This is a genomic window from Ruminococcus albus 7 = DSM 20455 (assembly GCF_000179635.2).
In the GTDB taxonomy this organism is placed as follows: domain Bacteria; phylum Bacillota; class Clostridia; order Oscillospirales; family Ruminococcaceae; genus Hominimerdicola; species Hominimerdicola alba.
The window spans coordinates 3,115,526-3,131,990 of sequence record NC_014833.1; the positions used below are offsets into that span (position 1 = coordinate 3,115,526).

Annotated in this window: 11 protein-coding genes; 6 read left to right on the plus strand and 5 right to left on the minus strand. The window is 46.5% G+C overall.

From position 1 onward, the window contains the following. Positions 1 to 72: 72 nt before the first annotated feature. A complete protein-coding gene (locus tag RUMAL_RS14090; protein ID WP_013499355.1) occupies positions 73 to 2,073 on the minus strand; it encodes a hypothetical protein in 2,001 nt (666 codons plus the stop codon). Positions 2,074 to 2,384: 311 nt separating this feature from the next. Between RUMAL_RS14090 and RUMAL_RS14095 the strand changes: the two genes are divergently transcribed. From RUMAL_RS14095 to RUMAL_RS14110, 4 genes are all read left to right on the plus strand, one after another. Beyond that, complete coding sequence (locus RUMAL_RS14095; RefSeq protein WP_013499356.1) at positions 2,385 to 2,978, plus strand: cytidylate kinase-like family protein; 594 nt, start codon at positions 2,385 to 2,387, stop codon at positions 2,976 to 2,978. Then, on the plus strand, positions 2,978 to 3,460 hold the full coding sequence (gene ybaK / locus RUMAL_RS14100; protein WP_013499357.1) for a Cys-tRNA(Pro) deacylase: 483 nt from the start codon (positions 2,978 to 2,980) through the stop codon (positions 3,458 to 3,460). The genes RUMAL_RS14095 and ybaK overlap by 1 nt, the downstream gene beginning before the upstream one ends. Positions 3,461 to 3,607: 147 nt before the next feature. After that, positions 3,608 to 4,414 carry a hypothetical protein gene (locus RUMAL_RS14105; protein ID WP_013499358.1) on the plus strand — a complete coding sequence of 269 codons (807 nt, stop codon included), beginning with the start codon at positions 3,608 to 3,610 and terminating at the stop codon, positions 4,412 to 4,414. Positions 4,415 to 4,499: 85 nt separating this feature from the next. After that, positions 4,500 to 5,483 (plus strand): leucine-rich repeat protein, encoded by a 984-nt coding sequence (locus tag RUMAL_RS14110; RefSeq protein WP_013499359.1) that lies wholly within the window; start codon positions 4,500 to 4,502, stop codon positions 5,481 to 5,483. 416 nt (positions 5,484 to 5,899) lie between these two features. Here the strand turns inward: RUMAL_RS14110 and RUMAL_RS14115 are convergent, their stop codons facing one another. Continuing rightward, entirely contained in the window at positions 5,900 to 6,832 is a 933-nt protein-coding gene (locus RUMAL_RS14115) for an alpha/beta hydrolase fold domain-containing protein (protein WP_037304040.1), read from the minus strand. Between the two features lie 221 nt (positions 6,833 to 7,053). After that, positions 7,054 to 8,994 (minus strand): cellulase family glycosylhydrolase, encoded by a 1,941-nt coding sequence (locus RUMAL_RS14120; protein WP_013499361.1) that lies wholly within the window; start codon positions 8,992 to 8,994, stop codon positions 7,054 to 7,056. Between the two features lie 217 nt (positions 8,995 to 9,211). Between RUMAL_RS14120 and metF the strand changes: the two genes are divergently transcribed. Next, positions 9,212 to 10,069 carry a methylenetetrahydrofolate reductase [NAD(P)H] gene (gene metF, locus RUMAL_RS14125; protein WP_013499362.1) on the plus strand — a complete coding sequence of 286 codons (858 nt, stop codon included), beginning with the start codon at positions 9,212 to 9,214 and terminating at the stop codon, positions 10,067 to 10,069. Positions 10,070 to 10,273: 204 nt separating this feature from the next. On the opposite strand, the gene RUMAL_RS14130 is transcribed toward metF, so the two are convergent. Next, positions 10,274 to 13,714, minus strand: a complete 3,441-nt coding sequence (locus RUMAL_RS14130) for a glycoside hydrolase family 2 TIM barrel-domain containing protein (RefSeq protein ID WP_013499363.1) — start codon at positions 13,712 to 13,714, stop codon at positions 10,274 to 10,276. Positions 13,715 to 14,045: 331 nt separating this feature from the next. Here RUMAL_RS14130 and RUMAL_RS14135 point away from each other — a divergent pair, with 331 nt between their 5' ends. Continuing rightward, complete coding sequence (locus RUMAL_RS14135) at positions 14,046 to 14,858, plus strand: hypothetical protein (protein WP_013499364.1); 813 nt, start codon at positions 14,046 to 14,048, stop codon at positions 14,856 to 14,858. Positions 14,859 to 14,985: 127 nt separating this feature from the next. On the opposite strand, the gene RUMAL_RS14140 is transcribed toward RUMAL_RS14135, so the two are convergent. Beyond that, positions 14,986 to 16,410, minus strand: a complete 1,425-nt coding sequence (locus RUMAL_RS14140; RefSeq protein WP_013499365.1) for an ABC transporter substrate-binding protein — start codon at positions 16,408 to 16,410, stop codon at positions 14,986 to 14,988. Between the last annotated feature and the right edge of the window lie 55 nt (positions 16,411 to 16,465).

Consider the following 16,465-nt stretch of genomic DNA (forward strand, 5'->3'; position numbering starts at 1 on the left):
CTGTGCCAATGTGATATATCAACAAATACGGCGCTGACGTATAAGCGGGAATAGTATGAGGTTATTAAGTTATCAGAAATCAGGATGTGTACCCCATGTTGCTGAGTCTTTTGTGGGGTCGGGATACTGACCTACTCTGCCCGTCGCATCTTTTACCTGAACAAAGAATGCATAATCGCCGTACTGGTCCTTGCTGCTCAAATCCATGCCAACATAAACAGTAAGACCATCATATCCACGCCCATTGTATTTCAACCCATCATTGATAGCCTTATCGCCATCAGTGTACTCAGCTTCCTGACCTATCTTCAAGCCTTCGATTGTGCTTGCCTTTGCAAAACAGCCGTTTTTATAGCACTCCTCGATGTCATATCCTTGGGTCTCCAGATCGGCAAAATATTCTGATACTGCATTGTATACGGTCTTAGCATCGCCGTTAAGAGACTTTTGGTCGTGAACCAATCTTGGAACTGCATTTGAATATGTGCCCCATTCAAGATCTCTGTGATCAGGTGTGGGATACTGACCTACATTACCGGTAGTGTTATCCTTTGTCTGAACAAAGAAATACTCCTCACCGTTGATAGTTGTCAAGCCCACATATACACTGACATCACATTTGTAAGCATTTGTGAGCAGTTCATAGTTTATGGCAGCATCGCCTTTAGTAAGTTCTTTTGTACCTATTTTCAGACCTTCCTTGGTGTTCGCCTGCGGAAATTCGCCGTTGTCAAAAATCTCCTGCAAACTATTCAAGCCATGTTCTGTTTCATAATCTGCAATATATTCAGCAACGACATTATACGCAGTCTTGGCATTGTTGTCGAGCTGCCTTGAAGTTAACGGCTTAGTGCCAATAGGTGTATTTTCATCGAATGTGCCCCATGTTGCTTCGCCCTGTGTGGGGTGAGGATACTGACCTATCTTTCCGGTCTTGGGATCTTTTGCCTGAACAAAGAATTCCGGATGTCCGTAAGCGTCGATACCGGTTTTGCCCACATAGACTATCATGCCGTCATACATGAATTTCAGCTCATCGTTGATGTACCTTTCACCCTCAGTAAACGATGAATTATAGTCTATCTTCAATCCGTCCTGAGTGTGCGCATTCGGGAAACCGCCGTTTTCAAAGCTGCCCTCATAGTCAAGTCCTTGTGTTTCCAGATCGCATAGATATTCAGCTACAGCATTATATGCTTCCTTAGCTGCGTGGTTAACATCATCGGTACTATAATTCGTGTATATGGGTGAATTTGGGTCAAATGAGCCCCATTCAGCGGTGCCATTCGTAGGGCGGGGCCACTGACCTATCTTGCCTGTCTTGTTATCCTTTACCTGAACAAATGCATGCTCTTCACCGTTAGTTGTTGTTCTGCCTACATATACGCTTATATTGCCGCGGGCATACTTCGATGCTTCGATATTTACTTCGTTGTCGCCTTTAGCAGTATATTTGTAATTGAAGCCTGTCTTCATTCCGTCTTTTGAATTCGCTTTTGTGAATTCCCCGTTCTTGAAGCAATCCTCTAAACTGAGGCCCTCACATTCGTAAGCCCAAAAGATCTCATTAACAGCTTTGTAGCATTCACTGGCTGCTTTGTTCAGACCGTCAACTGTGTTTGATTTATCCACATCTGAGTATACTTTGAGCCTTTCGGGAAGTTCATTGTAGCCATTCTCGTCTGTCATGGTAAATGTGAATGAAACACATTCATTCGGTGCAACTTTGCCGTTGGTGCCGCTGTCCCTGATCACATTGTACCCATATGCATAACCGCTGTTATACAAGTAGTTTGTATCGAATATCCTGCCGTTCTTTAAGCTCAGGATCCTACCTTCGTGTTCAAACCCTACTGCCCAGTTGTTTATTGTCTTTTTGCTTGTGTTCTTCAGGGTGATCTGAACAGTGGTATAACCGTCCTTAGCAGAAAGCACCTCGTATTTTGCAAGATATCCTGTGCCTCTGTAAGCTCTTGAATCACCTTTGTTCAGCACGGCAGATGCGGGCAGAGAAAGTCCGCAGGTCAGAGCCAGTGCGGTTACACCGGAAAGTATTCTTTTGATCTTGTTCATTCTTTTGTCCTCCTGTTTTTTACCATAATATATATGAAATTCTCATATGCCTTGATTATATCATAAGGGTTATACTGTGTCAATGTGATATATCAACAAATACGGCGCTGACGTATAAACGGGAATAGTATGAGGTGGCAATACACGCAGGAAAAACGAACATTAACCGCCTTTTTACGTTGTACAATATAATGTACTGCAAATAATGCTGCTGATATACACTTGACAAATCACGCATAAAGTTTTATAATATTTATAGATAATTTATATAATTTAAATGAACGATCATCGAGGCGAAAGGAGAGAAAAATATGAGTAAGATAAAAGTTGTTACTATCGGCAGACTTTACTGTTCGGGAGGAAGCTCCATAGGAAAGATGGTTGCCGAGAAGCTGGGCATACCCTGCTATGACAGGGAGATAGTCGAGATGGCGGCGGAAAAGAGCGGTATCTCTATGGCGGATATAAAAAAGTATGAGGAAAGCGTGCTCAACCCTCTGAAAAAGCAGGTGTCTTTTTTCAAGAGCAGTGAGGATATCACCGAGAAGATATTTGCGGCGGAAACGCAGGTAGTATATGAGCTGGTGGAAAAGGGACCTTGTGTTATAGTCGGCAGGTGTGCGGATTTCATACTAAAAAACAAGGTAAAGACACTTGATGTGTTCATATATTCTTCCCTTGACAAGCGCAAGCAGACGGCTATGGCAGCCCCCCACAACATACCTGAGGACGAGGTGGAGAACCGTATTAAAAAGTATGACAAAAAGCGCGGTGATTACTACAACACAAATACCAACAAGCAGTGGAGCTCGAAGTTCAGCTATGATCTTTGTCTGGACAGCGGCACACTCGGGTATGATATGTGTGCTGAGATAATCGCTCATACAGTGGAGGCTTCTGAATAATGGCAAAGGAAAAAGATGTCAAGACGAACGCTATGCGGATACTTGACAGGAACAAGGTAGTATACAAAGTGAACACCTATGAATGCGACGAGTTCATTGACGGTGTACACATAGCTGATATGCTGGGTCAGCCCCATGACAGCACATTCAAGACACTGGTCGCACAGGGCAAAAGCGGAGGATACTATGTATTCGCCATACCCATAGATGAGGAGCTCGATCTGAAAAAGGCGGCAAAGTCGGTGGGTGAAAAATCCGTGGAGCTGATACACGTAAAGGATATCAACAAGGTGACAGGCTACATACGCGGCGGATGTACACCGCTGGGCATGAAAAAGCAGTACCCCACTGTGGTAGACAGCTCGGCTGAAAAATTCGGTGAGATCATCATAAGCGGCGGAAGACTGGGCTCGCAGATATTCCTTGACCCTCAGGATCTGGTAAAGGTCACGGGAGGAAAATTTGACAGCATAATATTTTAAGTTACTTACAGTGGGCAGTTTCGGCTGTCCGCTGTTTTGGTTGGTAACAGTTAGGAGAATTTACTGTTTGTTCATAAACACTTTTGAATGGTGTGGTATAATATATGTGTTTGTAAAGACCATACGAGAATACGGAGGTTAAGTAAAATGAATATAAAAGCACTGGCTGCACTTGCGGCAGCGGCAGTTATGGCAGTTTCCGTCTCTGCCTGCGGCAAGAAGACAGACAATAAGGATAAGACCGACAGCAAGGCTGAAACTACTGCCGAAGAGGATATCGAGAGCACCCCTGAGGAGGACAGCGCGGCTGAGACCACTACGGCTGCAGCAGAATCCAAGCCTGATGAAAAACAGGATGAAGAAAAGATCAAAAAGTACATAGGCGAAAAGGATGCCAAGAAGTCCGACTACTCCGTAGAGCTGACAAACGGCACTGAGAACGTGATAATCGGTTTTGCCATAAACTACGGTGACGGGGAATACAGTGAGAACCTGATCCCTGCAAATGAGGATTTCGAGATAGACGAGGTAAGGCTGTTAAACTGGTCGCACACGGTATCGGGCGATGTGATGACACTTGGTGATTTCAATGTTGAGATCACGCTGGAGGACGGCAAAAGATTCGAGCTCCACGGTTTCCCGCTGACAGATATGCTCTCGGGCGAGATAAGACTGATGGACGAATACGCTTTCCTGGTATACACCAACAAGATCGGTGACAGCAAGGACACGATGAAGAAGGAAGCTGATATAGCAGAAAAGGAAAGGGAGAAGGAGGAGGCAAAGACCGCTACTACCACTACCACGACAACTCCCGAGCCTGAGCCGGAGCCTGAGCCTTCCGAGGAGGATACTGATACTACCACCGTTACGACAGTGCCTGAAAGCCAGGCTGAGGAATCTCAGGCTGAACAGCAGTACGATGATCAGCAGCAGGGTGAAGTAATTTATTGATATACACAAAGTATCGGAGAGCAAAAGTGCTCTCCGTTTTTTTACAGCGGTATATACATATCAGCAAAGCGGAAGGAGTTAGTCCATGAGAAAGCTTATTTACGGGATCACGGCGGCTATAATGTTGTTTGGCACAGCTTATACACCTGCTGACGTTAATTTTTTTGATGCGGTCATTTCAGCGGATGCGGCTGAAGCCGCTGAGTATACAGAGGACGGATTCGGCTGCGTAAACACCGGGGACGGAGTCAGGATAGTATCATATACGGGCACAGACACTGATCTTGTACTTCCTTCGGTCATAAGGGGCAGGGATGTTACTTCCATAGCCCCTTACTGCTTTGAATTCAACAATACCCTCCGTCATGTGACCATAAGCGACAGCATCAAAGATATAGGCGATCATGCATTTTTCGGCTGCCGCGGTCTTATCAGCGCGGATATACCCACAGGTGTGACAAGTATAGGCAATTCATGCTTCTGGGGATGTACGAAGCTTGAAAAAGTACATATCCCCGACAGTGTCACCGTTTTGGGACCCCTTGTATTCTCCGGATGCACCGCACTCACCGATGTGGCGCTGCCATCGGGACTTGAGGTACTGCCCGATTACACCTTCAACAGCTGCAGGTCACTTTCGGATGTGACTATCCCTGAAAGTGTGACGGAGATACGCTACAAGTGCTTCACGGATTGCACATCCCTTAAAACACTGAGGATACCGAAAGATGCAAAGATAGCGGATCACGCTGTGGGTTTTTATACTGAGGGCAGCAGCTGCAAACTAACTGAGGGATTTACGATGTATGTTTATCACGGCTCCCCTGCTGAGGAATATGCAGTGAGATCAGGAGTTCCTCACTTATGCGCTGATGCTGTTGCCGGCGATGTGAATGCTGACGGCACAGTAAACGTAAATGACATAGTTCTTATCGCTGCACACATAAAAGGGATCGCACCTATGGACACGGGATCGGCTGCAAGGGCAGATGTCAATGGTGATGACCATGTTACAGTGACAGATCTTTCAATGACCGCAGCACACGTCAAGGGCAAAAAGAGCCTGTGACAATATGTACAGGATATACCTTTTGACGATGATCAAATAAATTGCAAACTTTTGTTGCGCAACTGCCCGCAAAAGTTGCTTGACCCGAAGCCGCTTTTGATATATAATATAACCCAAGGAAACAACAGCAAGCGGCGAATAAACAAAAAGACGCCGTAGAGCAAAAGAAAGATAACAAAATATCCCGGAGGATGCCCCTTTACATATGCGGAGAGATATTACATAAAAACCGCAAAGGGATGACCGTGATACGGCAGCCTTCGGGATAGGCCGAAACGGCAGTACGAGCATTGGCAGGCGACGATGCTATGCCGCAGATCTCATATCTGGATAATGAGATGTATGTAAAAAAACAGCGAGAACTTCCCTATAATATGAAAACGGCTCGGCAGCGGCGGCTCCCGAGTCGTTTTTTCTTATTGTTTTCCTATCAGATCATAGTTTTTACTGCCCTTTACAGCAGATACGATACGGGCATATTCATACTTGCTTTTCTTGAGCAGAGCATAGTCATGGGCTCCGCCCTTTTTTTCTATATACTCATGGCTATGCCCCTCTTTTTTCAGCTTGGCGGCAAAGCGTCTTGCAGGGATATTCATAATATCATGCGTTCCCGATATCATGGTGATATGCGGCAGTCCGCTGAGATCGCCGTTTTTGACATCTGCCCTTTTATCGTTTTTGTCGATATCGCTGTACCACAGTTCGCTTATCTTATCAACGGGGAAATTCCCGAGTATGGCATCGTGCTTTTTTATATATGCGGCTCTCCTGCGCTCTTTTTCCGTAAGCTCACCAAAAGTAAAGCCCGGTGATATCAGTACTATCTCGCCTGCAAGCGGCAGACCCATATCCCTTGCCAGCATGGAAAGCGAAAGCGAAAGGGTACCGCCTGCTGAATCTCCCATAATGGTAAGATCTTTGGGATCACCGCTTTTTGCGAATGCTTTGTATACCTCCATAAGCATTATATGGGAGGCTCTCGCACCGCATTCGGGTACCATGGGATACTGTGGGAATATTATGGTACAACCGGTATCTCTCGCAAGCCTTTGGCAGAATCTCCAGTGCAGCGGCATCGCCTCCAGAAAGAAGCCACCGCCGTGAATGAACATGACTGTTTTTCCGCTCCTGTTATATTTATCTTTGGCGACATAGTATACACCGCCTTTTACTTTTCGTCTGATGACCTCCATTTTCCGTCTTATATACGTGGGCGGAGCGGAGGTCATGGGGTGTCTGACTTTATACTCTGCCAGTGCTTCTGCAAATGCCGGGCCTTCCGTTCTGAATACCGTCAGGAGATCCCGCATATAGAACCTGATGAACTTTTTTATCAATATATTCATGGCTGTCTCCTTTACTTTACATGGCTGTCCTTTCAGCACACCACTTTGTGCGCCCTTATAACCGGGAACATTTATTGCATCCGCAGGATAACCATATTTTTTAATAATTATATCACTAAATATCCAAAAATGCAAGGTGATACCATGGCTGTACAAAACACAAGGAGCGTATGCGAAATTATGCATACGCTCCGATATACGTCTATTGAACGCTAAGTTCATCAAAGACCTTTTGCCTTTGATAATGTAATACCGTTCTTGCCGAGTGCGATCTTATGGTCAAGTCCGACAAACTTGCCGTCCTCCTGCCACAGTACTTCCTTTACGAAATCATACTTCTCTTCATCCCATGTGGTGAAGTCATCAAGAACAAGTCCGCCTGTGTCACCCGAGTTTGCATTGAAGCACCAGAAGGTGTGGTTCAGGTGGTTCTCCTTTATCAGCTGGCGCATATATGTCATCCAGGTGATGTTAGGCTCGGTCATGAATCCGCCCCACTCACCTATCAGCAGAGGCGCAGTCTTTTTCTCGTGGATGTACAGCCAGTTATCCTGCCAGCAATCCTTTTTCAGGCTCTTGAAATCATAGCTGCCTTCAAACCAGGGCTGTTCGTATACGGTAGGGCCGTAGTCGTGTGGAGAATATACCAGCTTATCCTGGTGTTTGCCGAGGTCTATGGGATAGTCCTTTACGCCGCGGAGGTTTCCGCCCCACCAGTTGAAGTAGTAATCCTCGTTATCCTGTGACTTATAGTCGCCGTTTTTCTTGATGTTCTTGGGATATATCTCGATGCCCTCTACCATTATAAGTACGTTGGGGTTCTTTGCCAGAACTTTCTTAGCGGCAGTTTCAGCAACATACTTCCAGTTATTGTCAGCCTTGCTGTTGTTCCATATAGCTGCCTGATCGCCCTCGGCAGGTTTGCCGTGAGGTTCGTTCTTCAGGTCAAAAGCGATGATCGTATCGTTGTCCTTGTAGCGGTCTGCCATCCATTCCAGTGCAGCATAGTATTCCTTGGCGCTGACCCTGTCAGTATACCACAGATTTGCATTGTGACCCGATGCATCGGTATTTGCCGAATGGATATCGGGCATTACCTTCATGCCGTTCTCTTCTGCCAGTTTAAGGAAATAGTCAAATATCTGCAGAGAGTTCATAGAGTTGAGTTCCTCGTTATAAGCGTTGTTGTAGTTTGCCTGAGGATACTCTCCTGCTGCCCACTGGTTTATAAGTTCGGCAGACATAGGTACACGTATAAGGTTGAAGCCGTGGTCTGCTATTGCCTTTATGGTAGGTTCAAACTCGCTGTTCCACAGGCCGTCAAAGGTATTGGTGCCTGTGTTGTAACCGAACCAGTTGACACCTGTCAGCCACACCTGCTTGCCGCTTTCATCGAGTATCTTATTGCCGTCGGTATGCAGCCAGTCATCACCCTGCTTGGCATCTTTGGAACGCTTCAGCAGCTTCTTCACATCAACGTCTTTCTTCTCGTTGTTGTTGCCGCCGTTGTTATTATTATTGTTGTTATTGTTATTATTGTTGTTCTGGCTGACCTTGCCCTTTTTAAGTGTGCAGTCAGTTCCGTTGAGCTTAGCTGACTTGATATTCAGCGCACTGCCTGTACCGATGTTGCATCCGCAGGTAACAGAAGCTCCCTTTGCGATATCGGCGTTATAATCGGCATTGGTTATGGTAAGCTTGTTGCCGTCCACCTTGAATGTGCCGTTCCAGCCGTCGCAGGACTTCAGGTCATCTATCTCCAGTTCAAGCGTCCAGCCGCTGACTGCACTGTCAGAATAGTTATTGATGCCTATATCAAGGCCGCTCATCTTTTTATCGCCGTCTTCCCAGCCGTTGCCTGATGACCAGCTGATAACATAGCCTTCCTTTTTGACATCGTCCTCTTTTTCCTCTTCAGAGCTGTCCTCCTCAGCTTCGGAGTCCTCCTCTTCTTCATCCTCTTCATCAGATAAATCTTCATCTTCTTCGCTGTCATCAGCTGCAGAAGATACCATTTCCGACTTTTTCTTCGGCTCGGTCTTTTTCCAGGAATCATCATTCTTTCCAAGATTTGTCACTACCAGAGCGATTATGAGCCCTGCGATAACAACACCCATAGCGACGAACCCTGCGATGATCTTTTTGGAAATACCTCCGTTCATACCCATTCTCCTAACATAAAATAATTACACCTTATCCCTTTGGGCAAAAAGCCCGACAGATAGATTATAGCACATATACCGGCAAATGTAAAGGGGGGGATTTTTCGGGTATAGCTTCAGGTTATACCACCCATGTGATATTTTATATTTGACTATTTGCGACAAATGTGGTAATATATATAGGAATGTACACATTACACGAAAGGACAGATCCACAATGAAGACCTGTGAGATATTTAAAAATAAAACTTCTTTATCTTTTGAGGTATTCCCTCCGCGGAGCGATACACCGATAGACAGCATATACAGCACTGTTGACGAGCTTGCTCACCTTAAACCTGATTTCATCAGCGTGACATACGGTGCAGGCGGCAACGGAAGCAACGCTACTATAGGTATATGCGAGATGATAAAGGAAAAGCATTCCATTGAGCCTGTTGCTCACCTTGCCTGCATAAATCTCACACGTGAGAAAGTGCTGTTTGAACTGGCGCAGATGAAAGCTGCAGGTATCGAGAACATACTTGCCCTTCGCGGTGATGTAAACCCGAATATACCGCCCCATGATGATTTCAAATACGCATCTGAGCTTATCGAGCTTATAAAAGAGAACGGCGATTTCAATGTTATCGGCGCCTGCTATCCCGAAACTCACCCCGAAGCTGCTTCGGGCGTAGAGGATATAAAACACCTGAAAGAAAAGGTCGATGCCGGCTGTTCACAGCTTATATCACAGCTTTTCTTCGACAACGAGGACTTCTATGCATTCCGTGAAAAGGCTGCCATAGCAGGTATAGATGTACCTATCGAAGCAGGTATAATGCCTGTGACCAATCCCAAGACTATCGCAAGAATGGCAACACTCTGCCATGCAAGGCTGCCCAAAAAGTTCCTCACTATAATGCAGAAGTACGAGAACGATCCAATTGCCATGCGCGATGCGGGCATTGCCTATGCCGTATCTCAGATAGTTGACCTTATAGCCAACGACGTTGACGGCATACACCTTTACACTATGAACAACCCCTACATAGCCTCAAAGATATGCGAGGCTGTACAGACACTATTCAGATAAGCTGATCATCCCCCAAACATATACACAGTCAGAAATATCCCGTGAGAAGAGCTTCTCACGGGATATTTTGTTTTATGGTATCCCTTTAGCACACAACCACAAAGTGCTATATAACAAGGGAAGGATAACCGCCAAGTATTTCAAGTTCCGATATAACACTGATCAATTGGGTGTGTCAGCGGGATAACCGTATTTTATTTTGCCTTATTCAAATCTGAGTGAATACAGATCTATATCGCATCCGGGCAGGAAAACCAGTTCGACAGTTCCCTTGCCGCTTATACCATCGGCTGAAAATCTTCTTGCGGTATACTCTGCCGCGCCTTCAAATTCGCAGAGTATTCGCTTTTCACTGCCGTCCTCAGCCTTGAACAGCAGATTTATACTGTTCACAGGCAGCTCGGAGCGAGCCTTTATAACAAAGCTTTCGGGGCTTTTTGCAAAATCAAAGCTGCCAAAGCATATATTGACATTATTGCCGATGCCTGTTACAGCTTCGTTCTCAACAGTGAATCTGTCACCGTAGATATTCTCAGCCAGCGCTGCACAGAGTTCTGCCTTCTCCTTTGGGTGCTGCTCAAACACGAAGCCCTGAACATCCAGATCAAACTGAGATGCTATACTTATTGTATGCACACCTCTGAGAGGCTTTTTAAGACGGTAGGTCTCTGCCTGATATGTGAGCCATATAGATTTTTTGTAGTACTCATAGTCCCCAAGCAGCTCACCGTTATCGGGAGTGCCGTCCCATAGCTGTATACGCACAGGGGTCGCGTAATTTGCGAAAATGGGCAGGGTCACGGTATCGCTGCCGATGCTGCCGAAGTCAACTCTTTCAAAGCCGCACCACGCACCGCTGCGCAGATTAACACCCTTTTGTATACCCGGTGTCACTCTGCCGTGTTCAATGGTATAAAGTCCGCCCATTACCATTTTATACGGGTCGTTGAATGCCCTGCCAAGCCCCTCTGCAGTCAGTCTTACAGCGGATATAATATGGAACTTGTCGGTGCCGTTTTTAGCCTGCGCACGCAGATAGAACTCACCGTCACCAAGACATTCCACGGTAACGCTGTTTTCATCATAGCACACTATCCTGCCAAGGTTTGAATCTATGCCGCACGCATTGGTAAGCCTGAGCACTATATCCCTTTGGGTCGCATCTTCCGGCAGAAGTTTTATACCGAAGGTAAGCTGCCGCTTTTCGGGAGAAAAGATCTTTTCCCTGCCGTAAAGCTCTATCTTCCTTATGGGTATATCATCTTCGGATATTCCGAAGTCATTTGGCACAGACCTGTTCTCATAAACACAGGGATACCCCTTGCTGTCATCGCCTGTTTCTTCTGCGGACAGCGTGAGCACAGCCTCGGGGAGTCTTGGTGAAGTCACCTTTACCGTGATATCGCCGCCCACATCCTTTGCGGCTATCATGGCAAGCAGCTTGCCGCTGAACAGTCTGCGTGATGTACCCTTATAGCTGTCATAATCGGTGGAATCACCGTTATCAAGACCGACGAGCCTTCCTGCACCGCTGACTTCCACCGTAACACGGTCATTGGCATTGGCAACAAAGGTACCGTCCTTGTCATAAGCGGATATATCAACGAATATCATATCACAGCCGTCGGCTTTCATAATGTGCTTATCGGGGGTGAGCCTTATCACGGCAGTATCACCGAAGCTCCTCTGTACATCGCGGCAAAGCTCTGTGCCGTCGGTATCATAGGCTATTGCAAGAAGTTCACCCTTATGGTAAGGCAGCTGTGCATCAAGGGTCAGCTGAGTGCAGGTATCTCTGTCGAAATCTCCCTCGGCTATTTTCTCACCGTTAAAGTAAAGTTCAACACGCGGTGCATTTGATGCTGCGCGTATATCTATGATCTCGCCCTCGTTGAAATCCCAGTAAGGGAATATATGTACAAAAGGTGCATCCTTGTAGCTTGTCCATGCCGAGCGGAAAACATAGGCGCTGTCCTTGGCAAAGCCTGCTGTATCATACTGACCGAAATAGCTGTTCTTGGTGGCATAGGGCGTAGGTTCACCTATATAGTCGAAGCCTGTCCATATAAACTGCCCTGCGCAGTATTCTGCATCTCTGTCGGGGATTATGCAAGCTTCCCAGTTTCTTGCAGCCCAGCCCGGTGCGCTGTTGCCCAGTGACGAGCACTGTTCATCATCCTCACTGACTATGGACTGTGACCGCGGGAAATGGTATACTCCCCTGCTCTGCACCACCGAGGAAGTTTCGCTGCCGTAGATAGCCCAGTCGGGGTGTGCAGCATGGTGTTCATCGTACAGGCGCTCGGCATAGTTGTAGCCGGGTATTTTCAGGATATCTGCGCATTTCTGTGCATTCTCGCTAACCATATAATTCGAACCTATGGTGATAAATCCGTTGCCGCGCGGATCATGGAGCTCAACCAGCTTTTTCAGCATGGAGGTCACTTCCTGTCCTCGCTCACTCGCATGGGTATCATATATCTCGTTGCCGATGCTCCAGCCTATCACGCAGGGGTGGTTCCTGTCACGGCGCACCCATGATGCCACATCCCTCTCACACCATTCGCTGAAAAATCTGCCGTAGTCATATTCCGTCTTTGAAAGCTCCCACATATCAAACGCTTCATCAAGTATCATAAAGCCCATCTCGTCAGCCAGTTCAAGAAGCTCTGCCGCAGGAGGATTATGGCTGGTGCGGATAGCATTCACGCCCATTTCGCGGAGCTTTACAAGCTGACGCCTTAACGCGCACCTGTTTACAGCAGCGCCCAGTGCACCAAGATCATGATGCATACAAGCTCCATGAAGCTTGACGTGCCTGCCGTTCAGGAAAAAGCCCTTGTCGCAGGTCATCTCCGTTTTGCGGAAACCGAGTCTGCCCTCGGCGGTATCTATAACTTTGCCGTCCTTCAGTAGTTCGACCTTCCAGTTATAAAGGTGCGGAGCTGTGATATCCCACAATTCAGGGGAATCTGCCTTTGTTATCATGGTATTGACGGAATACTTGCAGCCCTTGTGCACAACAGCTGCAGGCATAACGCTCATATCAACAGCACAGCAGGGACAGGAAGTTTCCGCAACGGTATTTCCGTCCTTGTCATATACCACAGCTTTCAGCGAAAGTCTGTCCACGGTAATATCAGCCGGACGCTCCACCTCGGCTGTAACGGTGATCATACCATTACTATCAGCAGATATATATACACCGTCCGCAAGGATATGTTCGGGTGCATACTCATTCAGCCATACATTTCTGTATATTCCTGCTCCCGAATACCAGCGTGAATTTGGTTCAAGGTAGTCTGCACGCACAGTTACGGTATTTTCGCCCTCTCTGAGGAATTCGGTGATATCCACATCAAAGGTGGTATAGCCGTACTTGTTCTCCCCTGCCGGCACACCGTTTATATAGACCTTTGAATCCATATAAATGCCCTCGAACCTCAGAGAACGCCTCATACCGTCCTTGTTCACACGGAAGGTCTTTCTGTACCAGCCTGTTGAATCTTCATAAAGAGCACGGGCATCGTATATCAGCCAATCGTGGGGGATATCAACTTTTTCCCAGCCCGAGGCTTTATCATGATCTGTTCCGGGAGGGTTCTTGCTGAACTCCCAGTCACTGCAGAAAAGTGTTCTTTTCATATTCTCTCACTCTCCGTTTTTATTATGGCGGAAACAAACAGTAGTGCCGCCTATATCACAGTTGCTGCCTTTCAAAAGTGTTACAATGTTACCGTCTTGTAATTACAGCATGAATGCTTTTTTGCTGATCCTATATGCTGCTTATTTATATTATACAATATTCACGTTGTTGCTTCAAGTGATTATGTAAAAAACTAATTATTAAATATCACAAATAACAACCTTTTCTATTGTGCAAATTGACATCAAATAGTAATTGACTTGGATAGGGAATGGTGCTATAATGATGTATGTAAAAAAATGAGACATACTCATAGAGGAGGAAACAACCATGAGAAACAAAATACTTACTACACTGATATTATCTGCATTACTGACAGCTTCACTGGCATCATGCGGTGATACCAAAGAAAAGAAGGATGACAGCAGCAAGGCTGCAGCAGTCATCACCGATGATGAGACCACAAGTGATGAAGAGGTCACCGCAGACGAGGATACGACCGATGTTCCTACCGCTGACGAAGACAGCTCCGCTGCACCTGCTGAAACCACTGACAGCAAGGCTGAGACCACATCTTCCGCAGCTGATACAAAGTCCCACGAAGAATGGCTGTCACAGATCGAGGCGCATACTTTCGATAACGGCAGCAGCTTCCTTGAGCTGAATGCTATGGGTCTCGGCAACGTTTATCAGGAGGGCAAGGCATTCGCTGTAGTACCTTCTGACGCAGCTGCCGGCAGCCGCTACTACAAGGTATACAATTCTACCGACGGCGGCAAGAACTGGCTGGATTGCGAGGACTACCGCGAGGTAAACGGCGACAATACTCACATCGCACTTGATGACGGCGGACTGCTGCTGTTCTCAAATCACTCCGCAAGATCCGAGGCTTACCCCATCGTAAGCTACCTTTGCTTTGACGGTATAGGCATAAAGGCTTATGAGCTCAACGAGGTACTGGCTCAGACCGTACTCGATGACGAAAGACTTCTCAAGGATGTTGAAAACATCGACTACACTGTATCTTACACAGGCGGATACAGCGTTCAGCTCACACTGACCGATCCTGCAACAGGCGCGGTAGTATGTGACAGAGAGTTTGACTTTGCTCCATCCATCGAAAGTGCACTCAGCGCTCAGTAATGATCATACATACAGACAATATTATGGGGGACAGCGTACCTGATAGTACGGCTGTCCCCCGTTTTTTTATACTGAGATCATCAGCCGAACTGCTTATGCCGATATTGGCATAAAACAGTTACGTTCATTATTTTTCAGGAGACTCCATGTTCTCGTTGACTTCCTTGATGATGTAATCAACAGCTGAAGCGTTTTCCTCTACGCAGGTAGTCCAGGTGCCTGCACCGCCGCCTGTTATCATAGTATACTGGTTAACAGCAGACATCATAGTTTCAAGCTCACTTGAAACGCCATGCTGGAAATCATATACAGGATGCTCATTAACGAGCCTGTATACCTCGTTTCTCATATCGATCATTTCATCGTTCCACTTGTAGTCATTCCTCAGCTGCTGCTCTGTTACCTGAGAAGCCTCTGTGTCGCAGACCTTCAGACAGTTCATATAAGCTACTACGCCCATGGGGTTGGGAGCGTTACTTACCATATGGTAACCATCGACTCTGGCTGAAACATAGTGGGTATCCGAATCATCAAGTCTTGGCATGGGGCAGAACATTATCTCGCCAGCTTCAACATCACCGAAAGGCTTTACGTTTTCAGGTGAATTCTCTATGCCCCAAAGTCCTACAGGTATAAACAGTGTCTGATAAGTGCCGAGGCCCTCACCTGTTGCACCGTCGCCTCTGGTACTCCAGTTATTGGTAGAACGATCAAATACCACATTGTTCTTCTGGAGCTCATACATCAGATTCTGCACCTTTGCAACACCGGGATCCTTCATATTGTTTACCACCTTGCCGTCCACCAGACCTATAAGGGGCACACCGCAGGTATCGTTAAGTGCCTGACCGTACCAATAGCCGTCCAGAGCGTACAGATCATTTTCCGAATCTGTAAAATCAAGGCACATCTCAGTAAACTTGCTCCATGTCCACTCGTTGTTGTAGTAGAGCGTAGCAGGATCTTCATATCCGTTGTCCTCAATAGTCTTGGTATTGTATACACATACAAAATTAGGCGAAGACTTTATCGGTATAACATAATGACCGCCGCCGAAAGTGAATGCATCGCTTGTAGCCTTTACATCAGCCCACAGATCGCTTGAAAGATCTATGTAATCATCAACAGGTTCAAACATACCCTTTATAGCGCCCTTTGGGAAACCGTCCATATCAGAAGCCGGGAAAAAGTCAGGTGAATCATTCGACATAACATACTTTGCCAGGTCAGTGTAACGATTGTCCCATGTGGTCTGTACAAAATCTATCTTGCCGTTGTAGGTGTCCTTGAACATCTGCAGTCCCGGAGGTGTAACGTTGCCGTCACCGGGATTGATGTCATAATGCGCCATCCACTTTATAGTGGAATTATCCAGTTTCATTTCAGGCAGCTTGTTTGCAGCCTCATCTACCACAGCCTGCTGTTCCTCATTGAGCTTTATAGCATTTGCGGAACTATCTTTGGCATCATCGCCGTCTTTTCCGCAGGCAGATATACCTGCACACATCATCAGCGCCAGTACCCCTGCAAAAACTATCTTCATCTTATTCATGGTCATATCCTCCTCTGAAAAAAGACCGAGCGCAGCCATACCATGCGGCTGCGCT